Genomic DNA, 21886 nt, shown 5'->3' with positions numbered 1-21886 from the left:
CAGTCCCGGACTGATCCAACCACCTCGAAGATCATTTACTTAGGAGTTCTAAGGGGTTCTAAGGGAGGTCTTCCCCGTGGGGTGCCTGCGGCCGGCGGTCCGCGCCCATGCGACGAGCCCGTTCTCGCGAGCCGACCGGAGCCGAATGCGGGCGGCAGACTCCGGGAGCCGCGCACACGTGTGAACCGTGGGCAGTGGGCAGTGGGCAGTGGGCAGAGCGCAGGGGCGGGCCCGATCAGTTGGCCGACGTGTTCCGTGTCATCTCGGCCGCCTCGGTGATGGCGCGTTGTCTGAGATCGCCGAACAGCTGCATCGTGACGGCGGCCAGGACGTCGTCCCCGCCAACAGTCCGCCCGTCCCCGCGGCGGGTGGACAGGGCGAGGAGGGGGTCCTTGAGCAGCTGGGCCGGGGCTGGCTCGCCCGGCACCACCAGACTGACCGTCCCGAACCGCTTGACCCCGCCCTCGCGGACGACCTTGGCCGCGTCCCGGGCCAGGGCCGTCAGGAACACGCTCGCGATTCCGTCCAGGTCGCGGACCATCGCCGGGACAGCCCTCATCCCCCGGCTCCCCAGCAGCCTTCTCACCCCGGCCTCGAACCGGTGGGCGCCAGCCACACCACTCGGTGTACGCGCCCCGCGGCGCTCACGAAGAGACACGAGCGCACCATCGGCGTTGCGCACCTCGCCCATCAGGCCGTGGAAGGTCGGGCTGTGCAGGTACCACGCCGATCCCACCTCCACCTCGACGTTCCGGTCGATCGCCGAGATGAGGTCCCTGGGAAATAGTTTCGTCCTGGCCTCCTCGGCCGCCGCCCTTCTTGCGCCGTCGATGATCTCCGTCAGCACGGTCCGCGTCACCGACGCGGCGGCCCACGCGGCCGGCCGGGAGACGTGCAACGAGGTCACGTCCCTGAACACCGCTTTGACGAGTTGAGGCTTGAACGGCAGGTCGGTCACGACGGCAGCGGTCTGCGGACCGCTGCGCTCGGTGCGTAGGCGTTGTGTGGTCATCGAAGAATATGCTTTCTGCTGTTGGAGGTGTCAGTGGCCCACGCCGCACCGGGCGGCGAGACCACAGAGCTCTGCGGAGGGCGCCGAGCCGGCACAGGGTCTGCCGGGCGGGGCCGCCGGCACACAGAGGTACAGGCGGCCCCGCCCGAATTCTCGGCGTTCCGGCGACCGGGCGTGCGGCAGGGGGTGCCTCCCGGGCGACGCGCTGTGGTGCGGCGCCGTGCCGGTCAGGTGACCTGGTACCTGCCGACTTCCAGGAAGTGGCGCAGTGCTTCGGGTGTGTTGTCGTCGAGGGCGGCGTTGGCTGCCGCGCGCAGGGCCGGGCTGATGGACGGGTCGGCGAGGATGCGGGCGATGGCGACGCGGTCGTCCTCGGCCTGGGCGATGCGGTAGCCGGTCTCCAGCCAGGCGCGCATCGCCTCGGGGTCGTTGGCGTCCAGGAGGGCGTCGGCTTCTCGTGTCACACGCCGGCCGCTGTCCGGGTCGGCGAGGATCCGGACTATGGCCACCCTCAGGTCGTCGGCGTCCGGCTCGTCCGCGGCCGAGGACACCGTGGGCACCGTCACCGCGGTCGGTGCCGCCGTGGCGGCGAAGGACGGGGTGGCGAGCAGGAGGGCCGGGGCGAGGACGCCCGCGGCAATGCCGGGCGCTACGCGATGCAGTCGCAAGGGGAATGCTCCTCTTCGTTTGCTATGGAGGTGAGTTGAGGACGCCTTGGAACGTTCACTTCGGTGATGCTGCCACCTGGGTCTGACAGTGGCGGTTGCCCCGCTGCGGTCGCAGGGCACTGCCGCCGCGGACGTGGCCGGTGTTTCATGCGTGGCGGCATGAAGAGCAGGGCCAGGCCGTGCCCATCCGCGCTCGCCTCGCCTGCCCGAGCCGTGTTCCCGAACCCACAGGCGTCGGCCCTGGACGGCCACCCGGCGCCAAGAACAAACACCGGGCACCCCGCTACGACGTCGGCAGGACCGTCAAACGCCCCGAGACGGCCTCGCAGCCGATGCCGTCTCCGTCCCGGTCAAGGCGGTGCGGGACATCGGGGCCGACCCAGACGGGCCCGGACAGGTCCGAGCAGACCACATCGGGGACACCGGCGGGAGGTCCCTCCGGGAGGTCTGGGCTTGCCGGGGTGTCCGGGGCGGGCGAGTCAGGCGGCTCCGCCCCGTCGGAGCGATGGAGGTTTCCGGCCGCTCGGGGCAGGCGGTCCACAGGCCGGCTTCCGCCTGCCGGACGGCGTCCTCGGCGTCAGAGATCCTGGGCCAGTACTTGTCGTTGGGCGGGAAGAGGACCGCCTCGGCGTGACCGCTGCGGACAAGGGACTGGTTGACGAGGGTGCCCTGCGGCCCTGCTCCTTCAACACGTACAACAGGTACCGGTCATAGCGATCGGTGAGGTCGACGTCCCGTTCGGCGCGGGTGCGGCTGCCCGGCGGCAGGAGCGTGGTCGTGTGAGCAGTGGCGTCGTCGGCGAAACAGGCACTGCGCTCCAGAGTGTCGATCTCCAGAAGCCGCACCCGGGCCACGGTGTCCTGCGGCAGGACCTCGACGCCTCCGCGCACCTCAAGGGTGTCACCGTCGATCGTAACGGCACCGCGGGCTGGTCGGGCAACGGTGAGGGACTCACGTTCAACGGGTCCGGCACCTGCGTCAAGGTGCCGGACAGCATCATGAGCGGCATGAACTCGATCACCGCGAATCGGAACTGAATCGGCCAGTTCCATTGACGTGCTCTTGGCTGAAACCTATCTTTCGATCTAGTTCGCAGTTCGCAGTACCGCACGTTGTTCGAAATATCGGACCGATGGCCGTCGAAGGAGGTATCACGTGTTCCGCACCCGCCACTGGTCCACCGTTCCGCGCTCTGGCGAAGCCTCCGGCAGGAGACCGGCGATATCTACGGTTGTCGGCCCGCTCTTCGCATCCCAGAGCCTCGCTACCCGAGGCGCGGGTGCCCTGGTCCTGGACTCCGGTGACAAGGCCGCCATCGACGTGTTCGCCCCGGCCGACGGCTCCTGCATCGTGCACGCCGACTGCGCCTCCACCGCGAGCGCCATCAGCGGCGTCGACACCACGGGCGCCACGACCTACCAGGCCGAGGCCGCCACCCGCGCCGGAGCCGCGGCTGTCGCCGACAACACCTGGGCCTCCGGCGGCAAGTGCGTCGGCGGCATCGGCAACGGCTCGGGCGACACCCTCACCTTCCAGGTGCACGCCTCTGCGGCCGGGCGCTACGTGATGAACGTGCGCTACGCCAACAACCTGGTCTCCGGGTCCGGCAACCACAACCTTGAGCAACTCCTCCGCCTTCGCGCCCGACATCGACAAGGTGACCGTCGCGCCGCTCAACGGCTGACTCACCGACGGCCTGGGTCTGGCACGGACCCAGGCCGGCTTCCCGGCTTCCCGGATCTCACTTTTCGCCTTGTCCGTCAACTCGAACAACGTACGAAATATCGAACAGAAGGGACGGCAGATGGTGAACGCTGAACACGCCGAACAGCCGCAGTCCGACACCTACGTCATCGGAGTCGACTACGGGACGCTGTCCGGACGGGCCGTCGTGGTTCGCGTGTCCGACGGCACCGAACTCGCTGCCGCCGACCACCCCTACACCCACGCCGTCCTCGACCGGGAACTGCCCGACGGGACCCCGCTGCCGCCCGACTGGGCCCTGCAGGTGCCCTCGGACTACATCGACGTCCTGCGTATCGCCGTACCGCAGGCGCTGGCCCGGGCGGGTGTGCGGCCGGAGCAGGTCATCGGGATCGGTACGGACTTCACCGCCTGCACGATGGTGCCGGTGCTCACCGACGGCACCCCGCTGTGCGAACTGCCGCACCTCACCGGCCGCCCGCACGCCTACGTCAAGCTGTGGCGCCACCACGCGGCGCAGGCCCAGGCCGACCGGATCACCGACCTGGCCGCAGAGCGCAAGGAGCCGTGGCTGAAGCGGTACGGCGGGAAGATCTCCTCGGAGTGGGAGTTCGCCAAGGCACTGCAACTGCTGGAGGAGGACCCGGAGCTCTACGAGCTGACCGACCGCTGGATCGAGGCCGCCGACTGGATCGTGTGGCGGCTGTCCGGCACCTACGTCCGCAACGCCTGCACCGCCGGTTACAAGGGCCAGTACCAGGACGGCACCTACCCTTCCCCCGAGTACCTCGCCGCGCTCAATCCCGGCTTCGCCGACTTCGTGACCACCAAGCTGGACCACCCCATCGGTCAACTGGGCGACCTGGCAGGCACGTTGACGGCCGAGGCCGCCGCGTGGACGGGTCTTCCCGAAGGCATCGCGGTCTGCGTCGGCAACGTCGACGCCCATGTGACGGCGCCCGCCGCCACGGCCGTCGAACCGGGCCGGATGGTGGCCATCATGGGTACCTCGACCTGCCACGTCATGAGCTCCGACCAGTGGGCCGAGGTCCCGGGGATGTGCGGCGTCGTCGACGGCGGCATCCTGCCCGGCCTGTGGGGCTACGAGGCCGGGCAGAGCGGCGTCGGCGACATCTTCGGCTGGTTCATCCGCACCGGCTTCCCCGAGTCGTACGCCAAGGAGGCCGCCGCGCTCGGACGGAACGCACACGAACACCTGACGGCACTCGCGGCCGAACAGGAGATCGGCCAGCACGGACTGATCGCTCTGGACTGGCAGAGCGGCAACCGCAGCGTCCTGGTCGACCACGACCTCAGCGGAGTCCTGGTGGGCCTGACCCTGTCCACCCGCCCCGAGGACGTCTACCGGGCGCTGCTGGAAGCCACCGCCTTCGGCACCCGCACCATCATCGAGACATTCGAGACCGCCGGCGTGCCGGTCCACGAACTGATCATCGCGGGCGGCCTGACGAAGAACGCGCTGCTCATGCAGATCTACGCCGACGTCACCCGCCGGCCCCTCGGCGTGATCGACTCCGCCCAGGGACCCGCTCTCGGCTCGGCGATGCACGCGGCGGTCGCGGCGGGGGCGTACCCGGACATCCGGGCCGCCGCCCGGGCCATGGGCAAGGCGCGTGCGGGCGTCTACCAGCCCGACCCGGAGCGGGCCGCGGCCTACGACCGGCTGTTCGCCGAATACCAGCTCCTGCACGACTACTTCGGGCGCGGCGCCAACGAGGTCATGCACCGTCTGCGCCGGATCCGCGCCGAGGCGTCCGCCTGAGCGACTCCCTGTGCCCGACGGCCCCCGCCTCATCGGTGGTCGTCACCCTGAAAGGAAAACCCTCATGAACACCAGCACCACCCCCTACCTCGAGCACGAGATCTGGTTCCTCACCGGAAGCCAGGGCCTGTACGGCGACGACGTCCTGCGTCAGGTGGCCGACCAGTCCCGGAGCATCTCCGAGACCCTCGGCCGCCCCGGCAAGCTGCCGGTCAGGATCGTGTGGAAGCCGGTCCTCACCAACGCCGAGTCGATCCGGCGGATCTGCCAGGAGGCGAGCGCCTCCGACACCTGCGTGGGCGTGATCGCGTGGATGCACACCTTCTCACCCGCCAAGATGTGGATCGCCGGACTCAGCGTCCTGGACCGGCCGCTGCTGCACCTGCACACCCAGTACAACCTGTCGCTGCCCTGGCCGAGCATCGACATGGACTTCATGAACCTCAACCAGGCCGCCCACGGCGACCGCGAGTTCGGCCACATCGAGTCCCGTGTGGGCATCGACCGCAAGATCGTCGCCGGGCACGCCACCGACCCACGAGTCATCCGACGCGTCTCGGCCTGGGCCCGCGCCGCCGTCGGCCGCCACACCTCGCGCAGCCTGCGCCTCGCCCGCTTCGGCGACAACATGCGCGACGTCGCCGTCACCGAGGGCGACAAGGTGGAGGCCCAGCTGCGGTTCGGCTTCTCCGTGAACACCTACGCCGTCAACGATCTCGTCGCCGTCGTGGACGAGGTCGAGGACAAGGTGGCGGCCGAACTCGCGGAGGAGTACGTCGAGTCGTACGACGTGGTCGCGGCGCTGCGCCCCGGCGGCATCCGCCACGACTCCCTGCTCTACGCGGCCCGTATCGAGGTCGGCCTGCGGACCTTCCTCTCCGAGGGCGGCTTCACCGCCTTCACCACGAACTTCGAGGATCTCGGCGGCCTGCGCCAACTGCCCGGCCTCGCAGTCCAGCGGCTGATGGCCGACGGCTACGGCTTCGGCGGCGAGGGCGACTGGAAGACCTCGGCCCTGCTGCGCACGATGAAGGTCATGGGCGCCGGGCTGCCCGGCGGCACTTCCTTCATGGAGGACTACACCTACCACCTCGGCCCCGGCACCCCACGCGTCCTCGGCGCCCACATGCTGGAGGTCTGCCCCTCCATCGCATCCGCCCGCCCCCGCTGCGAGATCCATCCCCTGTCCATCGGCGGCCGCGAGGACCCCGTCCGTCTGGTCTTCGACGCGGCGCCCGGAAACGCGGTCGTCGTCGGCCTCTCCGACCTCGGCGACCGGTTCCGGCTGACCGCCAACGCCGTGGATGTCATCAGCCCCAGCGAGCCGCTGCACCGCCTGCCGGTGGCCCGCGCCGTGTGGAAGCCCCGCCCCTCTCTCGCGGAGTCCGCCGAGAGCTGGCTTCTCGCCGGCGCCCCGCACCACACCGTGCTCAGCTCGGCCGTCGACATCGAGACACTCACCGACTACGCCGCCATGACCGGCGTCGAGCTGCTCACCATCGACGAGACCACCAGCATCGAGCAGTTCGCCAAGGAAGTCCGCTGGAACGCCGCCTACCACCGCCTCGCCCAAGCCCTGTGACAGCGGTGCAGCCCAAGAACCGGATCCGTATCCAAGGAGACGACGACCGATGACCGTACGAGTCCGCGACGGCCTGCGCCAAGAGGTGCTGAACGCGAACCTGGCCATCCCCCAGGTCGGCCTGGCGACGCTGACCTGGGGCAATGTGAGCGGCGTCGACCGTGAGGCAGGCGTCTTCGTCATCAAGCCCTCCGGCGTGCCCTACGAGGATCTCGCCCTCGACCACCTGGTGACCGTCCGCCTCTCCGACGGCGAGGTGGTCGACGGAGACCTGCGCCCCTCCACCGACACCGAGACCCACCGCTGCCTCTACCTGGCTTTCCCCTCCATCGGCGGCGTCACCCACACCCACTCCACCCACGCCGTCGCCTTCGCCCAGGCCCGCCTGGAGATACCGGTGCTGGGGACCACCCACGCCGACACCTTCAACGGCCCCATCCCCTGCACCCCCGACCTCACCGCCGAGCAGTGCGCGAAGGACTACGAGTACAACACCGGCCGCGTGATCGTGGACATGCTTAAGGAGGACGACCAGAAGGCCACGGAGGTACCGGCGGCCATGGTCGCGGGCCACGGCCCGTTCACCTGGGGCTCCACCGCCCGCAAGTCCCTCGAACACGCCATCATCTGCGAGGCCGTCGCCGACATCGCCCTCCACACCCTGGCCCTGTCTCCGACCGCCCCGCCACCCCCGCACCTCCTCAACCGCCACTACACCCGCAAACACGGCCCCGACGCCTACTACGGCAACCCCGCTCCCGCACCGGCCGGATGAGCGCAGAGGCCGTCCCCGCACGCCGGCGAACGTCGTCCGTCCTCGCGTTTTCGGAGCTGGCGGGCGTCGGTGTGGCGGGGGATGGGCCCAGTCGAGCGCATCGTGCTGATCCGATCGCACCAAGCTATGCCTGTGGTGGTTGGCGAAGATGCTCAGGTGAAGGGCTTCTGGAGGGCCCGCAGAGCCAAGCAGTGGCGCGAGGGCACGATCCGCATCTTCGGCGCGTACGCGAACAAGCGGAAGGTCTTTCAGCCTGCGCTGGTAACGGTCGTGGGCTCGGGTCCGAGAAGCGACCGTAGTCCGGACACACAGCCCCGGTTGCGCGGCCTCTCGCCACACCCCGACGGTGCCGAAAGCGGCCGTCACCATCTCGACATCCACGTCGTCGATCCCGTCGAACACCAGCGAGTCCCAGAACGGTGCATAGACAGCCGCAGCACCCCCAACCCTGGTGCCCACATCGGCGCCCCTTCCGACGGTGTCGGCAACGGCCGCGGCAGCAACGGCCCTTGGCGGCCTGCTCGGCGGCGGTAACGGCGGTAACGGCGGCGGCCTGCTCGGCGGCCTTCTTGGCGGCGGCAGCAGCGGCTCGTCGGGCATCCTTGGGGGTGGCCTCGGCGGCTGGACAGTGAGCCCCGCCCAGTACGAGGACGAGGGCTGACGGTGACCATCGGTAGTCGCAGTCACTGCTGAGCGTGCTCCCCCGGCCAGCGAGTGTCCTTGGAACCGCCGCCCCAACCCCGACGGCGGCCGGTCTCGATGAGGTCGGCCCCGTCCAGCTTGGCGCCGGTGGCGACCGCGGCGGAGGCGGTGCCCGCCGCCGTGGAGTGAGAGGTCTGGCAACAGGCCGGGCGAGAAGGCCAGGCCAGGCAGCGGGTGGCTGCCCGCTGCCTGATTCGCTGCATCGCCGGCCAACATTCCGGCCGTGGCCGCCTGAACCGCCTCCCGTTCTCGGGACATCGACTACTCGCGCGAGCGTGCGACTCCCAATCGCGTGACGAACGACGTCCCAATTCCGATAGCGAAAAGCGAGATGCTCGGGGACGTTTCTCGCTCTCCGTTTTGATCTCCTGGGTGTTCCGGCAGGAAGCGGTGGGGAGATCTCCCGCCCTGCCTGGTGTCCAGCCGCTACCTTGAGAGTCGGCCGCCACACGTCGGCCCGACTCCGAGCCGCTCCCGCCCACGCCGGGAGTGGCAACGAGGACAAGGGGCTCCGCTTCACGTGCCGCATCGTCCCGCTGGCCGTGGTCTTTCACTGGCGGGGATGCGTGGGATCTCCCGCCGATCTGGAGACGATTCGGCATGGGTCAGCGCTCGTACTGCGGGGTCCACTGGGCACGTTCGACCGCTGCCCGCAGCTCGTCCTCGGTCGCGTGCGGGGCGACGCCGTCTTCGACGGCGGCCATCCCCGCGGCCACGGCGATCTCCCGGGCCGCGTCACGCATCTCCCGCAGCGGTGGCAGCAGCGGCGCGGGGACGGCGTCGTCCGTCGCGGACCGTGCGGCACACCGGCCCACGGCGCGGGCGGCGGCGACCATCATCCGGTCGGTGACCCGGGTCGCCCGGGCTGCGGTCACGGCAAGGCCGATGGCCGGGAAGACGTACACGTTGTTCGCCTGCGCCACCGGCACCTCGCGGCCGGCGGTCTTCAGGGGCGGGAACGGCGAGCCGGTGGCGACCAGGACCTTGCCGTCCGTCCAGCGGGCGAGGTCGGCCGGGTCGGCCTCGGCGTGCGAGGTCGGGTTGGACAGCGGGAAGATCACCGGCCGCTCGCAGGCGGACGCCATCTGCCGGACGATGTCCTCGGTGAAGGCGTTCTTCGCGGTGGACAGGCCGATCAACACGGTCGGCTCCGCCCGCCGGACCACCTCGGCGAGTCCGTACGACTCCTGCTCGTCGTCGCGGGCGTAGACGCGCTGTTCCTCACTGAGCCCGTCGCGTGAGGAGGTCAGCAGCCCGTCGACGTCCACGAACCAGAAGCGTGAGCGGGCCTCGTCCGACGACAGGCCCTCGTCCGTCATCGCCGTTCGGATCATGTCGGCCACCCCGACCGCCGCGGAACCGGCTCCGAGGATCACGATCCGCTGGTCGGTCAGGCGGGTGCCCGCGACCGTGGTGGCCGTGGTCAGCGCCCCGAGGGCGACGGCTGCCGTGCCCTGGATGTCGTCGTTGAAGGTCAGCAGCCGGTCCTGGTAGCGGGTGAGGATAGGGCGGGCGTGGGCGGTCGCGAAGTCCTCCCACTGCAGCAGCGTGCCGGGCAGTTCTGCCTCCACCGCCGCCACCAGCGACTCCACCAGCTCGTCGTACGCGGGGCCCGTGACACGACGCTCCCGGCGGCCCAGGTAGTGCGGGTCGGCCAGCAGCTCCTCGTTGTCGGTACCGGCGTCCAGCAGGATCGGCAGCGTACGGGCCGGGTGGATGCCGCCGATGGCGGTGTAGAGGCTGAGCTTGCCGATCGGGATGCCCATGCCGCCGACGCCCTGGTCGCCCAGACCCAGGATGCGCTGCCCGTCGGTGACGACGATGACGTCCACGTCCGGGTGCGGGCGGTTGCGCAGGATCTCCCGGAAGCGGTGCCGGTCCTCGTAGGACAGGAACAGCCCGCGCGGGCGGCGGTAGATCTCGCTGAAGCGCCGGCACGCCTCGCCGACGGTCGGCGTGTAGACGACGGGCAGCATCTCCTCCAGGTGCCGGGTGACCAGGCGGTGGAAGAGGATTTCGTTGGTGTCCTGCAACTGGCGCAGATAGACGTGCCGGTTCAGCGGCTTGTCGTAGCCGCGGAACGCCTCGTACGCGCGGTCGGCCTGTTCGTCGAGCGTCTCCACGGCGGCCGGAAGCAGCCCGTCCAGACCATGGTCGGCCCGCTCCCGGAGGCTGAAAGCGGTGCCTTTGTTACGCAGGGAATCTGCGAGCAGGGCCGCGCCGCGCGGAAATTCGTTCACTGTCATGTGAGCCGTCTTCCCCTGCTGCGTGCGCATGGACGCAAAACCATCGGCAAGTATCGGTCATCACTTCGTCCAGCCGACGTCCGACGACATCCCCGCCGCGTCGGCGGGCCTGCTCTGCCCGCCAGGCGTGGCGCCGGAAGGGGACCGCCGCCACGATGAAGGCATGTGCGCGCAAGCCCCTGCCGGCGAGTGTCTCTTCTGCGACATAGTGTCCGGTCAGGCCGAAGCGAGCGTGGTGTACGAAGACACTGTCTCGCTGGCCTTCGTGGAGATCCACCCGCTCGGACCGGGAGACATGCGGGTCATCCCCAAGGTCCATGCGGCTTCGCTGGAAGACGTGGGGGAACCGCTGGGCGCCCACGTTTTCCGGCGCCCGTCGTCTCGCTCGCGCGCTGCACCGCTCGGCGCTTCGATGCGACGGCGTCAACATCTTCCTTGCGGACGGCGCCGACGCCTCCCGGACAGTCTTCACCTGCACCTCCACGTGTTCCCCGCACGGTCCACGACGGCTTCCGTCTGGAGGTTGCCTGGCAGGATCGCGACCGGTCGATGCTCGACGAGGACGCCTCACGGATCCGCGCGGCGCTGCGCGCCCCGCCCTCACCGCACTGACGGCCGGTCTGCCGGCAACGCGGGGCGGTTCATCGTGGATTTACACCCAGCCAGACCTCGGCACAGCCATCCGGCAGCTGCGGAATCGCCAGCCCGCCACCGAGCGGACCGGCGCTCAGCCCGCGTCGGTCGCATCCGTCCAGCGTCGGCTGGAGGGCGCGCTCGCACGGATCAAGCAGGTACGCGCCGAGAACAGCGACCTCGCCCGACGACCGGAGACCACGCACGGTGAGATTCGAAGGCTCCGTAGCGAACGGCCATTGCCTTGATGACCGAAGCGAGCTGCTGGCGGCACAGGGGTGTTCACGAGTGGGTATGGCCTGCGCCTTCTCGACTTGCCGAAGATCGTTACCGTGCGCGTGCTGATCGTTGCCCGAGGCTGGGTCGAATTCATCGATTCACGGGCGGGCCGGAAGTCTGGTCGGTGGACCGAGGGACCAGCCAGGGCGACGCCGGCTTCACCGGTCGGAACACCTGATCCTGACGCGACGCTGAAACGGGCGAGGGCGTGTGACAGCTGCCACGCGGCCCATCGCCCGACACCGAGCCCGTGCACCGTGTGTCCGGCACGATCGGTGCTGATGCAACTCGTACAGCTGCGCGCCGTCGGCTGCGAAGGGGGTGCGTAGCGGATCAGTGCCACTGCTACGCGGCCGGAACGCTTGAAGCGTCGCGGGGACGCAGAGCCGGGGCGGCCCACGGTGTCCCCGTCGCGCTCGGCGGCTCGGCGCACGGGCACCTGCACCGCCCAGCCTCCTTCGACGCTCCCCACGCTGCTCCCGACAGGTTCAGCAGACCGTCTCGGCTCCTGTCTGCCTGTCGCGCGGTGTGCAGGCGATGGTCGGCGAGGAGTCTCGATCGTGTCGGGACCAGAGGCGAGGGTGGGATGGGATGATCCTCTCCTCTCCGGTACGCCTGGCGGCGCCACATCTATCGGATCGCACCGACGAGGAAGACGAAGGATCGATGACGCTGAACGTGGGTCAACGGGTGCGGCTGGCGGCGGACCTGCGGTTGGCCGGGTCGGTGACCGCAGTCGAGGAGTCTTCGGAGGAGACGGGTGCCTTCGCCGCGTCTGTGGCCCTTGCGGCAGGCATCGAGGGCGCTGTCGAGCATGTGGAGGAGCATCACCGCCGGCACAGCCACGAGGTCGATGAGTACCTGCGCCTCAAGTCGCTCCTCGACGACTTCGGCCACCAGATGCCGCCGGAGAGCAGAAAGCAACTCAAGGAGCAGGTGGGGGCCTTGGAAGAGCACTGGGCCGCCTACCAGCGACGGAGGCTCCGCGTCACGGTCCGCGTCCGGCTCGACAACGGATTCGTCCTCGACGACGCCCCCGAGGAGGCGTTCGCCCCTGCCTGACCAGGCGTCGCAGCGCTCGCCGCTCGCACGGCTTGCCGCGTTGCCGCAGCGATGGTCAGCCTGCCCGCGACCAGGGCGCCGGTCGCCTCCCCGACCGGGCGGGTCCACGCGGCCCTCGGCGGTGAGCGCCAGGCCGAGAGCACCTCGGTGCCGTCGACGAGCTGGTGGCCGACAGCCTGGGCGACGACATCCCGCAGTGGGTGAGCTACCTCGACGCCGCCGAGCACGACGCAACCAGGCCGCCAGCACGCACTTTTACTGACGCCCTTGAACAGAGGAAGCCAGGGGTTCGACCGGGTACGCGTCATGGACTGACCGGGCTGACCGCCGCCCTGTTCAACGAGGGCGAGTCTGAGCAGGCCGCCGCAGAAGCCCAACCGGCGTTGGACGATGCCGGCCGGGTCGACTCCACCCTGGCGGCATCCCGGTTCAACGCCCTGCTGGATGCCGTCCGCCCATACCGCGCTACTGCGGTGGACGAGGTCCCCACCCGCGCGGCGGATGTCGCGGCAGCACGGCCGACGTCCGTTGCGGCTTGAGACCATCAAGACCATGGGCAAGCATTCCCGACCGGGGCCGCCGAATCAGCCGTCCCGTGCCGTTCCCTGCGCCGACGGCGGCGGCCCGCTCGCGGCGTACTACAAGCGAAACTGCCCGCCGCTTGGACGTCCACCGCCGGTAAAGACCGTTTCGGTAAAGACCGTTTCATGGCGGTGGGGGACACCTTCGCCGCCCCCGCCGCCGCGCATACGGATAGCCGCCCAGCCAGCGGAACTCCAGGCCCGCCCAGTCAGCGGAACTCCAGGCCCGCATGCACCGGCGGCGCCTTCTCCGGTACGACGCGACCGTCGGTGGCCGGGCGAGTCTTAACACAGAGGAAAGCCACACCCGCGCCGTCTAGGCTCTGGACCATGCACGTACTGATCTTGGAGGACGAACCCGAGCCGGGGATGCTCGTCGCTGCTCAGCTGCGTGGCGCGGGCTTCGCCCCGGACCCCGCGCGGACCGCGGCCGTCGCGGATCTCAAGGGGGGCGCATGAACACTTCGCGCAAGTCCCGGCTGTTACTCGGCACCGCCGCGGGGCTCGGCGCTCTGGTCCTCGCCGCGATCCTGCACGGCCTGCCCTGCGGCGGCGAGACCGTGCGTGCGTCGAGCGAGGTGGCTATCCGGGTCGACCAGGCGGGCTATGTACGAGGTGAGGCGAAGCAGGCCTACGTCATGGGGCCCTCGTCGGCCCTCGCCGGAGCGCGCTTCAAGGTCGTCGACGCCGAGAACGACGTCGTCACGGCGGGGCGGCTCGGTGCCTCCACCGGCCGCTGGAACGCCAAGTACCCCTCGGTGCGCACCGTCGACCTCTCCATGCTCGACACCCCCGGCACCTACCGCATCGTCCTGACCGGCACCGCGGTCGGCCGCTCGCCCGCATTCCGGATCGCCGACGCCCGCGATCTGATGCCCCGGCTCGTCCGGGACAACGTCCGCTTCCTGCAAGCACAGCGCGACGGAGCCGACGTGCTTTCCGGCGCCCTGCGGCACGGCCCTTCGCATCTGGCAGACCAGGACGCGGCCGTGCACGTCGACCCGGACTACGACGAGGAGGGCAACGAGCTGCTAGACGAGCGGCTGACCCCGACCGGTGACCGGGTCGACGTCTCAGGCGGCTGGTTCGACGCGGGGGACTTTCTCAAGTTCACCGGCACCACCTCCTACTCGGTCGCCGCACTTCTGCTGGCCCAGCGTGACTTGCCGGGCATGGCGGAATTGTCCGCCGAGGCCTCGCACGGGCTGGCCTGGCTGGACAAGATGTGGGACGAGGACAGCGAGACCCTCTACGCACAGGTGGGTATCGGCGCGGGCAATGACGCCGTACTGACGGATCACGACGTGTGGCGGCTGCCGGAGGCCGACGACCGGCTCGACGTGTCACCCGGTGACCCCGAGTACACCATCAAGCACCGGCCGGTCTTCCGCGCGGCCGCACCGGGCGAGGCGATCAGTCCCAATCTGGCGGGGCGGGTGGCCGCGGTCTTCGCTCTTGCCGCACAGCGCGCCGCCGCCACGCAGCCGGAGGAGGCCCAGGACTGGCTGGACAAGGCGGCCGCCGTCTACGACCTGGCCGACACCGGCCACGACCCCGACGAGCAGCTCGTGACCGCGTTCCCGGGCGCCTTCTATCCCGAGGACTCATGGCAGGACGACATGGAATTCGGCGGCGCGGAACTGGCCCTGGCCGCACGGCAACTCGGGGACGACCGGGAGAGCGACTGGGCCGACGCGGCGGCCGGATGGGCCGGGGACTATCTGGACTCCGACGTCAAGGGCACTCTCAACGTCGCGGACGTCAGCGCCCTGGCCCACGCCGACCTGGCCACGGTCCTTGACGGCACCCGGACCAACGGCATCGGGGCCGAGGAGCTCTACGCGGACCTGCGCCGCCAGTTGGACGACGGTGTCGCCCGCGCCGGTCACGACCCGTTCGGAGCCGGCGCCGCTACGACGACTTCGAAGCCGTACCGCACACCTTCGGGCTGGTGGCCACCGCCCGCCTTTACACCAAGGCCACCGGAGACACCCGCTACGCGGCCTTCGCCGGCCGGCAGCGAGGCTGGGCCCTCGGCGCCAACGCCTGGGGAACCAGCTTCGTGATCGGTGTCGGTGAGGTCTACCCGCACTGCCCGGAACACCAGCTCGCCAACCTCCGAGGCAGCCGGGACGGAAAGGGTGCCATCCTGCGGGGCGCCGTGGTCAACGGCCCCAACGCCGCGGCGAGACTCAAGGAGTTGAACGGCTTCCCGACCATGAAGAAGTGCAGCGCCGCCCCGCCGACCGGAGCGTGGACCGACTTCGACGGCAAGGGCGCACGGTACGTCGACGACGTGGGCGCCTGGCAGACAGTGGAGCCCGCACTGGACTTCACCACGACGGCGCTGCTGGCATTCGCGCTGACCGCACCGGACGGCAGCGAACAAGTGGAGTTTCCGCCGTCCAGTACGACTCCCCGGGCCGTGACGACCGCTCCAACCGCTCGCTGAACAAGGAGTGGGCGGAGCTGACCAACACCACCCGCCAGAGCGTGAACCTCGACGACTGGACCCTCGAGGACGAGTCCGGCCACACCTACACGTTCGAGCACTACCGTCTGGCCAGCCGCGCCACGGTCCGCATCCACACCGGTGAGGGCCATGACACCCGCACCGACCTCTACCAGGACCGCCGCGCCTCCGTGTGGAACAACGACCGCGACACCGCCACCTTGCGCAACGACCACGGCCGTTTCGTCGACGACGAGTCCTGGGGCCGCAACCGTCACCCCCACGGCGACTTCCGCCGCTGACCCACAAGCCCTCCAGCAGGGCCATGCCTTGGGGGGATCGCTCCTGGCGTGACATGTCGGCGGCGCGCGACCCGGTGGTGCGGTCGCGCGCCGCTTCACGTTCGGCGGCTTCCTCTGTGCTGGGGGCGCCTCGTGCTCGGGGCTCACGATGGTGGAGGTGTGCGGTGCCCCGAACTATCTGGTCCGGCGCGATCAGCTTCGGCCTGGTCACGGGCAGTCACCGGTGTGAATCTGGACGGGTGGGCGACCGGTGCCGATGCCCAGCTCCACCGTCCACTGCGGGGGCTCGGGACGGTGGAGCCGGCCGCGCTCCGCTTCCGCTTGCCGCTGCTGCGCGGCGGCGATCTTCGCATTGATGCGGGTCAGCCATAGCGTGTGCCACACCCGCAAAGTCTCCAGGTGACGGCGAACTGATGCCAGCCCCCATTGGACACGTGGCGAGGGGTGATACGGGTGCAGGGTGCCTGCCTCGCGCGCCAGGCCGTGCGCGGATGCTGGCTGTCCTCCCAACTGAGTTGCGGCCTCGGTGAACACCTACGCCGCCCACCCCGCTGTCCGTGCACGAGCCGCACATTCCAGCGGCTGGGAGGGCTGAGTCGTCCCACAACGGGTAGTCGAGCAGAGGAAGGCACTCTCTGGTACCGAGGGGATGGAGCCGCATGCCACGCATGATGGAACGTATCAAGCAGTTCGCAAGGAGCCCCCAAGGGCGTCGTACGGTCGAGTCGTACGGTCGAGCAGGCGCGGCGGGCCGCTGCCGACCCCCGTCGCCGGAGCCAGGGTAAGAGCCTACTGGGCAAATTCCGCGGCCGTCGCTGACCGCATCCGCCCCACATAAAGCGTGTTGCAGAAGGCCGTCGCCGCCCGCTGATCCTGCTCGTACGCCTGACATGGCACCCGTACTTCAAGAGCGCCCCTCGGTGCCGGCGGCGCGCGTCGAGTTGCGGCGGCTGGCCCGCGTTCGGGGAGTAGCGCGGGCTGCGTGAGGAGCGCCCGGGGTGCCCAGGAGTGCGGGACCGCGTCAGGTCGCGCTAGGTGTTGCGCCGTGAGGCTGCCCCAGGTGTTGCGGTAGGTGTTGCGCGGGCCTTTGCAGCGTCCTGTAATTCGCCCGGGTCACCACCTGGTGTACGAGCGTGGTTGGGGTGCTGACATCCCCGTTGCGGCCGCTTTTGCCCATGCCCCTGGCTGGAGTTGAGGAGAGGGAGGGCGGGACGGGCGGCGCGGACGCAGCCGGGGATCGGGGCGCGCTCAGCCGTGCGCGTCGCCGGGGCCCCCGCGCCCGGCCGCCGTCAGCGCGGCGGTGACGTCAGGTGGGGGGGCGTCTGCGGGGGAGAGGTCGGGCCGAGCACGGCGCCAGTCGTGCGGGATGTCGCCACCGGCCGGAGGCATCACGGGCGAAGTCGACGTCGACTTCCACAACCAGCTCCGGTTCCACCAACGCGACGACCAGCCTGTCCTGGCTGCCCCACCCGGGCGGAACGACCAGCCCGTCCACGGATGACCACGCCGCGACGGAGCGAGCAGCCCGGCGACCGTGCTGCTCGCCGCCCGGGCGAGGGTGGTGGTGCGCCCGGTGCACTGCAGGCGGCCGTCATCGTCGAATCGAAGCACCCGCTGATTACTAACCGTGACCGCGTGTGAAAAGAGAGCCAGGACCCTTTCTCGCGTACAGAGCCAGATGACACGCTCGCACTGACCAAGGACAGCTGCGCAGCTACCTCGCGGCCCTTGGGATCCGACGAAGTGCGGCTCGCGGGTGGGGTGCCGGTGAGTACGGCGGCGGCGGTCGACACCACCGCCTGCGGTCAGGGTGTCGCGTCTGTGGTGCCGAGTAGTACGCACTGATCGAAGTTCATGCAGCCGCACTCCAGGCAGTCCGCTACTGCCTTGCGCAGGGCCTGGGTTTGTGCAATGTGCTGGTCGAGTTCGGGCAACTTGCGCGTGGCCATGTCCCGCCACTGGCGGGTAGCGGATGGCGTGGCGTCGCCGGCCAGCAGTTGCGTGATCTCGGCGAGGGTGAACCCGGCTCGCTGTGCCATCTTGATCAGGGCGACCCGGCGGACAGTGGTGGCGGGCCACACTCGGCGTCCGCCTTCGCGACGCGCGCCGGGCAGCAGACCGCGCTCCTCCCAGTAGCGCAGTGCTGAAGCGCGCACGCGGGCTTTGTCCGCGATCTCGCTGATGGGCAGATATCGCATGCCCGCCCCCTTTCCCGTTCCGGCCTTGACTTCAAGCGTGCTTGAAGGACGACTGTGACCTGCATGTTCTCAGCAGCACCGGGACGCCTGACGCCCGGCCCCTACCGCTCCCTGTTCGCCGACCGTACCTTTCGGCGGCTGATGCCCGTCTTCGCGTTGTCCGACCTGGGCGACGGCATGACCGTGGTCGCCATCGCGTGGCTCGCGTTCGCTCTGGGGCCCGACGGCGGCCAGGGTGCGCTGGCTGGCGTGGCAGTCGCCGCCTACGTCCTGCCCGGCGCCCTGGGCGCACTGGTTCTGGGCCGATGGATGCGGCGGCTTCCCGCGCAGCGGCTCCTGGTCACCGACTCCGCGCTACGGGCCGTGCTGCTGGGGGCGGTTCCGGTCGCGCACGTGGTGGGAGTGCTAACACCGGCGGTGTACGTCGGGCTCCTGGGCGCCTCCTCGCTGCTTCACGCCTGGGGCAAAGCCGGCAAGCATGCCCTGTTCGCTCCTCTGCTCTCCGTCGACCAGCGTCTGGCGGCCAACAGTGTGCTCAGCACCAGTCTGTGGAGCGCGACGATCGCGGGCCCGGCTCTTGCGGGCCTGCTCGTCGGAGTGGTGTCCCCGGTATGGATCATCGGCATGGACGCTGCCACGTTCGCCGTGCTCGCCTTCCAGACCGGCCACATCACCCTGCCCTGTTCACCGGAATCAGGGCAGGTGGCCGGCGGTACACGGCAGGGGCTGAGTATTCTGCGGCGCCAGCCGGAACTCCTCGGCCTGTTCGTCGTGACCTGGGTGTTCAACCTCGTCTTTGGCCCCGTCGAAGTCGCCCTTCCCTTGTTCGTCTCCGCCGACCTCGATGCCGGCGCGGGGCTGCTCGGTGCCTACTGGGCCGCCTTCGGAATCGGAGCCGTCATCGGCGCTCTCACGCTGGGCGTGGCCAGACGGCTTCCCCTGTGGCCAGCCACGCTCGGCATCATCGCGGGTCACGGCGTCGGCCTGCTCCCCTTCGCCATATCGCACACCGCCCTCCCTTCCCTGATCGGCTTCGCTTTCGCCGGACTCCTCTACGGCCCCTACTCCGCACTCTCCTTCACCTTGATCCAGGACCGCGCACCTGCCGACTTGCTCACCACGGTTCTGGCTGCACGCAGCGCCGTACTCCTGACAGCCTCCCCCCTCGGAGCAGCGCTCGGGGGCTTCCTCCTCGACCGGACCAGCGCCCCCGCCGTCCTCGTCGGCTGCGGCGCGCTGATGATCCTCACAGTCCCCGCCAGCATCGTTGTCCTGAAGCTCTACGGAAATCATCGACGACGGCAGCAGCCCTCGCACATCCCGGCCGAGCGTGTCGACGTCGGGTGAATCGTGACCCACCGGCCCCGACCCTCGGCCGTGTGCGACCCACCCTCGCTCCATCTGATTGCCGCACCGGCCCCCGTCGGCGCGGCGCGGCACCCGGCCCCGGGCGGCGAACTGCCGCGACAAGCCATGGTGCTGGGGTTCCTACCGCCAGTTTGAATAGCAGGAGTTGGTCACCGGGCGCCCCGGGCAGGGCACTTTCGTCGACGAGACGCCGAACGCCGCGGTGTCGGCGGCGACATACATGTCGCTGCGGCGCGGTCTGGACGCCTGGCTGCACCGCGCCCATGCCGCCAAGTGAGTGAGAGTGAGCCGGGTGGGGATTTGGACGGGTGGGACACTTTCGAGAAGGACTGTCGCGAGTCGTACGACCCGTGCAGCGGTTCCTAATGCGCCGGATGCGTCCGGAGGCCGCCGAGGACGCGGCGGCAGAGGTCTTCACCATCGTCGCCGCCACTGGAGCGACCGCCGCGGTGAGGCTCTTCCATGGCCGTACGGGATAGCCCGGAAAGTGGCCGCGAACCCTCGGCGGGCCGACGGGCGCGCGGAGCAGCTTATTCTGCGGGTCGAAGAGGCAGCCGACCGTTCCGCGCCCGTCCGGCACTCCTCCGCCGAGGAAGCCGTCCTGGCCCGTGTGGATGCCCTTGCGGCGTTGAAATCCCTCTCGGACAGCGATCGCGAAGCGTTGCTGCTTGTGTCGTGGCACGGGCTCGACGCGGCGGTCGCGGCCCGCGTCATGGGCCGTGGCAGAGCGGCGTTCGCGGTGCAGCTCCACAGGGCCCTCCGCGAGCAGATCGCCCAACGCTCAGCCGTCGTCATCCCGCTCGACCGAGCACACGCCACACGCGAGTGAAGGTGGCTCGGAACCAGCCTGGGGCCGGCGGGCTGCCCTGGTGAGGTGTCGTGATCAATCTTCGTGGCGCCGACGCGCGAGATGGACGGTGATGTCGGCGGCCATCTCGACTCTGTCCGGCAGTACCTGCATGATCCGGCTGAATACCTGCTCTCGCTCCGCGGCCGGCAAGACGAGATAAGCCGAGATGGTGGAGAGATGACCAACGTAGTCGCGAGCGCTCATCGTCACGCGCCGTTCGATAACGGACTGCTGAACGCTGGTGAACCACTCAGACTGTTGCAGCTCCGTACCCGGCCACTGCATCTCATGATCCGGAGGCGTCCCGTCAGGCGACGGAATCTCGTCACTCTCCAAGAATGGTGCTCGCGCCGCGCGGACAGCTTCCTCCACAGCCGGGTCAGCCAGTTGAAATGGCCCGCCGCATGAGGCGAATACGCCACCCGGTTCCACCAGCGCGGCCACGCGCGACCACCGGCCCTCCGGGTTCGTCCAATGCAGCGCTGCTGCCGCATAGACCAGTCCATACCGTTCGCCCGGTCGCAAGTCCTCGAACGCGGCTGGCACCGTTCTGACGCTCGTCGGCACGTGCTTACGCAGTTCGGCGAGCATGGCCCCGTCAGGATCAGTCGCGGTGACCTTGACCCCTCGTTAAGCGAACAGGCGGGTTGCCTTGCCTGTCCCGGCGCCGATCTCGAGGGCGGTCCGAACCGGGTGGCCCGCATAGGCCATCACCATGTCGAACAGTTCCACGGGATACCCCGGCCGGAACCGTTCGTATGCTTCCGCCACCACTCCGAAACTCAGCGCGCGACCAGACATGACCAGCATCCTGACACGAGCGGACCCTGCGGTGTTCGACTTTTTTCTGGGGGCACGGACGCGAGCTGATGTCTCAGAGGGCGGTATGCGAAGTCTTGCCTGGTATCTGGCTCTGTCATGGGATTGGCGTGCAGGTCAGGGCCGAGCTCCGGGCGATTGCGGTCGTGGCCTGGTGAACAGTCCCTGCTCGGTTTCGGCCAGGATTCCGCGCCTGGTCAAACGCTTCAGGCGTTTATGCACTGCAGTCAGTGGCCGAGGCTCGCTGGCCCGTGCTGTGGCGTGCTCTTGAGGCAGGTGCCAGGAGACCTAGTCAGTTTCGCGGTTGTGATGCCAGATGGTCAGTGCGTGTTCCGTCAGCCGGTCGAGGAGTCCGGCGGCCTGGTGGGGTGAGTGTCCGCACAGGCGGGCGAGCACATTGATGTCGGTATTGCCGACGCCCCCCGAGGTGTGCGAGGCAAGGGTCAGTGCGGCCAGCTGCAAAGCTGCAGGCCGTCGGGTCGGCGGTGCCAGGGGAGTGGGGTTCAAGGTCCAGTGTGCGGCGCGGGCCCGGGTTCGGTTGCCCGGTTGCTGGGAGAGGACTGCCGCATCCAGCAGATGCGCCTGCGTACGCGGTATGTGCCGGCTGTGCGGCGTAGCCGGCGTGTGTTCCAGTTCCTCCCACAGCTCGCTGCGGCCGGGCAGCCGCATGCCGCGCAGCAGGCCGCCGAAAAGCTGTACGCAGCCGTGGGTGTCGGAGCACAGGGCGCACTGCAGGGCGAGGAGGTGGGCGGCGGGGGAGGTGAACTGGGGGTGCGCCGCTGCCAGATAGGTGAGCATCTCCCGCACACGGGTGCGTTCGGCCGGGCCGCCCGGCGGCCCGGGCCGGCATCGAGCGCGTCCGGGAGGGCG

Annotated in this window: 24 protein-coding genes and 3 pseudogenes; 17 read left to right on the top strand and 10 right to left on the bottom strand. The window is 69.6% G+C overall.

Translation table 11 applies throughout. The features are described from left to right. Positions 1 to 235 precede the first annotated feature (235 nt). A complete protein-coding gene (locus tag ACWCRJ_RS40615) occupies positions 236 to 1012 on the bottom strand; it encodes a hypothetical protein (RefSeq protein WP_450944007.1) in 777 nt (258 codons plus the stop codon). A gap of 227 nt (positions 1013 to 1239) precedes the next feature. Beyond that, positions 1240 to 1680, bottom strand: a complete 441-nt coding sequence (locus ACWCRJ_RS40610; protein WP_450944006.1) for an ALF repeat-containing protein — start codon at positions 1678 to 1680, stop codon at positions 1240 to 1242. 185 nt (positions 1681 to 1865) lie between these two features. On the opposite strand from ACWCRJ_RS40610, the pseudogene ACWCRJ_RS40605 reads away from it, so the two are divergent. After that, positions 1866 to 2033, top strand: a pseudogene (locus tag ACWCRJ_RS40605) (NF041680 family putative transposase); the annotation flags it as partial. On the opposite strand, the gene ACWCRJ_RS40600 reads toward ACWCRJ_RS40605, so the two are convergent. After that, entirely contained in the window at positions 1964 to 2221 is a 258-nt protein-coding gene (locus tag ACWCRJ_RS40600; protein ID WP_450944005.1) for an excalibur calcium-binding domain-containing protein, read from the bottom strand. The pseudogene ACWCRJ_RS40605 and the gene ACWCRJ_RS40600 sit on opposite strands and share 70 nt — an antisense overlap. Before the next feature lie 238 nt (positions 2222 to 2459). On the opposite strand from ACWCRJ_RS40600, the gene ACWCRJ_RS40595 reads away from it, so the two are divergent. From ACWCRJ_RS40595 to ACWCRJ_RS40570, 6 genes are all read left to right on the top strand, one after another. Next, positions 2460 to 2717 carry a hypothetical protein gene (locus tag ACWCRJ_RS40595; protein ID WP_450944004.1) on the top strand — a complete coding sequence of 86 codons (258 nt, stop codon included), beginning with the start codon at positions 2460 to 2462 and terminating at the stop codon, positions 2715 to 2717. Between the two features lie 118 nt (positions 2718 to 2835). Continuing rightward, entirely contained in the window at positions 2836 to 3498 is a 663-nt protein-coding gene (locus ACWCRJ_RS40590; RefSeq protein ID WP_450944003.1) for a hypothetical protein, read from the top strand. Beyond that, positions 3485 to 5167 (top strand): ribulokinase, encoded by a 1683-nt coding sequence (gene araB, locus ACWCRJ_RS40585; protein WP_450944002.1) that lies wholly within the window; start codon positions 3485 to 3487, stop codon positions 5165 to 5167. The genes ACWCRJ_RS40590 and araB overlap by 14 nt, the downstream gene beginning before the upstream one ends. Before the next feature lie 64 nt (positions 5168 to 5231). Further along, positions 5232 to 6749 carry an L-arabinose isomerase gene (gene araA / locus ACWCRJ_RS40580; protein ID WP_450944001.1) on the top strand — a complete coding sequence of 506 codons (1518 nt, stop codon included), beginning with the start codon at positions 5232 to 5234 and terminating at the stop codon, positions 6747 to 6749. Positions 6750 to 6798: 49 nt separating this feature from the next. After that, a complete protein-coding gene (araD, locus tag ACWCRJ_RS40575; protein ID WP_450944000.1) occupies positions 6799 to 7524 on the top strand; it encodes an L-ribulose-5-phosphate 4-epimerase AraD in 726 nt (241 codons plus the stop codon). A 478-nt stretch (positions 7525 to 8002) separates the two neighbouring features. Next, positions 8003 to 8185: a hypothetical protein gene (locus tag ACWCRJ_RS40570; protein ID WP_450943999.1), complete on the top strand. Its 183-nt coding sequence runs from the start codon at positions 8003 to 8005 to the stop codon at positions 8183 to 8185. Positions 8186 to 8207: 22 nt separating this feature from the next. Here ACWCRJ_RS40570 and ACWCRJ_RS40565 read toward each other — a convergent pair whose 3' ends face one another. Together ACWCRJ_RS40565 and ACWCRJ_RS40560 are read right to left on the bottom strand one after the other, a co-directional pair. Further along, complete coding sequence (locus ACWCRJ_RS40565; RefSeq protein ID WP_450943998.1) at positions 8208 to 8429, bottom strand: hypothetical protein; 222 nt, start codon at positions 8427 to 8429, stop codon at positions 8208 to 8210. A 402-nt stretch (positions 8430 to 8831) separates the two neighbouring features. Next, a complete protein-coding gene (locus ACWCRJ_RS40560; RefSeq protein WP_450943997.1) occupies positions 8832 to 10472 on the bottom strand; it encodes an NAD-dependent malic enzyme in 1641 nt (546 codons plus the stop codon). 28 nt (positions 10473 to 10500) lie between these two features. Between ACWCRJ_RS40560 and ACWCRJ_RS40555 the strand changes: the two genes are divergently transcribed. From ACWCRJ_RS40555 to ACWCRJ_RS40525, 7 genes are all read left to right on the top strand, one after another. Next, complete coding sequence (locus tag ACWCRJ_RS40555) at positions 10501 to 11316, top strand: HIT family protein (protein ID WP_450944040.1); 816 nt, start codon at positions 10501 to 10503, stop codon at positions 11314 to 11316. A 659-nt stretch (positions 11317 to 11975) separates the two neighbouring features. Continuing rightward, positions 11976 to 12446: a hypothetical protein gene (locus ACWCRJ_RS40550; RefSeq protein ID WP_450943996.1), complete on the top strand. Its 471-nt coding sequence runs from the start codon at positions 11976 to 11978 to the stop codon at positions 12444 to 12446. 164 nt (positions 12447 to 12610) lie between these two features. Next, on the top strand, positions 12611 to 12985 hold the full coding sequence (locus ACWCRJ_RS40545; protein ID WP_450943995.1) for a hypothetical protein: 375 nt from the start codon (positions 12611 to 12613) through the stop codon (positions 12983 to 12985). A 372-nt stretch (positions 12986 to 13357) separates the two neighbouring features. Continuing rightward, on the top strand, positions 13358 to 13486 hold the full coding sequence (locus ACWCRJ_RS40540) for a hypothetical protein (protein WP_450943994.1): 129 nt from the start codon (positions 13358 to 13360) through the stop codon (positions 13484 to 13486). Beyond that, on the top strand, positions 13483 to 15093 hold the full coding sequence (locus ACWCRJ_RS40535; protein WP_450943993.1) for a glycoside hydrolase family 9 protein: 1611 nt from the start codon (positions 13483 to 13485) through the stop codon (positions 15091 to 15093). Before ACWCRJ_RS40540 ends, ACWCRJ_RS40535 begins: the two co-directional genes overlap by 4 nt. Next, positions 14979 to 15479 carry a glycoside hydrolase family 9 protein gene (locus ACWCRJ_RS40530; RefSeq protein ID WP_450943992.1) on the top strand — a complete coding sequence of 167 codons (501 nt, stop codon included), beginning with the start codon at positions 14979 to 14981 and terminating at the stop codon, positions 15477 to 15479. The genes ACWCRJ_RS40535 and ACWCRJ_RS40530 overlap by 115 nt, the downstream gene beginning before the upstream one ends. Continuing rightward, positions 15383 to 15781, top strand: coding sequence for a lamin tail domain-containing protein (locus tag ACWCRJ_RS40525; protein ID WP_450944039.1), 399 nt, complete (start codon positions 15383 to 15385; stop codon positions 15779 to 15781). Before ACWCRJ_RS40530 ends, ACWCRJ_RS40525 begins: the two co-directional genes overlap by 97 nt. 207 nt (positions 15782 to 15988) lie before the next feature. On the opposite strand, the gene ACWCRJ_RS40520 is transcribed toward ACWCRJ_RS40525, so the two are convergent. Together ACWCRJ_RS40520 and ACWCRJ_RS40515 are read right to left on the bottom strand one after the other, a co-directional pair. Next, positions 15989 to 16165, bottom strand: coding sequence for a hypothetical protein (locus ACWCRJ_RS40520; RefSeq protein ID WP_450943991.1), 177 nt, complete (start codon positions 16163 to 16165; stop codon positions 15989 to 15991). 1421 nt (positions 16166 to 17586) lie between these two features. Further along, positions 17587 to 17979: a MerR family transcriptional regulator gene (locus tag ACWCRJ_RS40515; RefSeq protein ID WP_450943990.1), complete on the bottom strand. Its 393-nt coding sequence runs from the start codon at positions 17977 to 17979 to the stop codon at positions 17587 to 17589. Positions 17980 to 18042: 63 nt separating this feature from the next. Here ACWCRJ_RS40515 and ACWCRJ_RS40510 point away from each other — a divergent pair, with 63 nt between their 5' ends. From ACWCRJ_RS40510 to ACWCRJ_RS40500, 3 genes are all read left to right on the top strand, one after another. After that, a complete protein-coding gene (locus tag ACWCRJ_RS40510; RefSeq protein WP_450943989.1) occupies positions 18043 to 19326 on the top strand; it encodes an MFS transporter in 1284 nt (427 codons plus the stop codon). Between the two features lie 166 nt (positions 19327 to 19492). Then, a complete protein-coding gene (locus ACWCRJ_RS40505; RefSeq protein ID WP_450943988.1) occupies positions 19493 to 19624 on the top strand; it encodes a hypothetical protein in 132 nt (43 codons plus the stop codon). A 210-nt stretch (positions 19625 to 19834) separates the two neighbouring features. Beyond that, entirely contained in the window at positions 19835 to 20176 is a 342-nt protein-coding gene (locus ACWCRJ_RS40500) for a sigma factor-like helix-turn-helix DNA-binding protein (protein ID WP_450943987.1), read from the top strand. A 54-nt stretch (positions 20177 to 20230) separates the two neighbouring features. On the opposite strand, the pseudogene ACWCRJ_RS40495 reads toward ACWCRJ_RS40500, so the two are convergent. From ACWCRJ_RS40495 to ACWCRJ_RS40485, 3 genes and pseudogenes are all read right to left on the bottom strand, one after another. Next, positions 20231 to 20812 (bottom strand): annotated as a pseudogene (locus ACWCRJ_RS40495) (class I SAM-dependent methyltransferase); the annotation flags it as partial. A gap of 15 nt (positions 20813 to 20827) precedes the next feature. After that, on the bottom strand, positions 20828 to 20998 hold the full coding sequence (locus tag ACWCRJ_RS40490) for a hypothetical protein (protein ID WP_450943986.1): 171 nt from the start codon (positions 20996 to 20998) through the stop codon (positions 20828 to 20830). Positions 20999 to 21304: 306 nt separating this feature from the next. Beyond that, positions 21305 to 21886, bottom strand: a pseudogene (locus ACWCRJ_RS40485) (hypothetical protein); the annotation flags it as partial.

The sequence above is a fragment of the Streptomyces sp. NPDC002324 genome (assembly GCF_053593335.1).
Note: the sequence above shows the minus strand (reverse complement) of the source record. Positions and strands in the feature narration are given on the sequence as shown.

Excerpts from the sequence above, each read along its gene's own strand:
- ACWCRJ_RS40615 (WP_450944007.1), bottom strand. The coding sequence starts at position 1,012 with ATGACCACACAACGCCTACGCACCGAGCGCAGCGGTCCGCAGACCGCT.
- araB (WP_450944002.1), top strand. The coding sequence starts at position 3,485 with ATGGTGAACGCTGAACACGCCGAACAGCCGCAGTCCGACACCTACGTC.
- araA (WP_450944001.1), top strand. The coding sequence starts at position 5,232 with ATGAACACCAGCACCACCCCCTACCTCGAGCACGAGATCTGGTTCCTC.
- araD (WP_450944000.1), top strand. The coding sequence starts at position 6,799 with ATGACCGTACGAGTCCGCGACGGCCTGCGCCAAGAGGTGCTGAACGCG.
- ACWCRJ_RS40565 (WP_450943998.1), bottom strand. The coding sequence starts at position 8,429 with ATGCAGCGAATCAGGCAGCGGGCAGCCACCCGCTGCCTGGCCTGGCCT.
- ACWCRJ_RS40560 (WP_450943997.1), bottom strand. The coding sequence starts at position 10,472 with ATGACAGTGAACGAATTTCCGCGCGGCGCGGCCCTGCTCGCAGATTCC.
- ACWCRJ_RS40555 (WP_450944040.1), top strand. The coding sequence starts at position 10,501 with ATGGACGCAAAACCATCGGCAAGTATCGGTCATCACTTCGTCCAGCCG.
- ACWCRJ_RS40550 (WP_450943996.1), top strand. The coding sequence starts at position 11,976 with ATGATCCTCTCCTCTCCGGTACGCCTGGCGGCGCCACATCTATCGGAT.
- ACWCRJ_RS40540 (WP_450943994.1), top strand. The coding sequence starts at position 13,358 with ATGCACGTACTGATCTTGGAGGACGAACCCGAGCCGGGGATGCTCGTC.
- ACWCRJ_RS40535 (WP_450943993.1), top strand. The coding sequence starts at position 13,483 with ATGAACACTTCGCGCAAGTCCCGGCTGTTACTCGGCACCGCCGCGGGG.
- ACWCRJ_RS40515 (WP_450943990.1), bottom strand. The coding sequence starts at position 17,979 with ATGCGATATCTGCCCATCAGCGAGATCGCGGACAAAGCCCGCGTGCGC.
- ACWCRJ_RS40510 (WP_450943989.1), top strand. The coding sequence starts at position 18,043 with ATGTTCTCAGCAGCACCGGGACGCCTGACGCCCGGCCCCTACCGCTCC.
- ACWCRJ_RS40490 (WP_450943986.1), bottom strand. The coding sequence starts at position 20,998 with ATGTCTGGTCGCGCGCTGAGTTTCGGAGTGGTGGCGGAAGCATACGAA.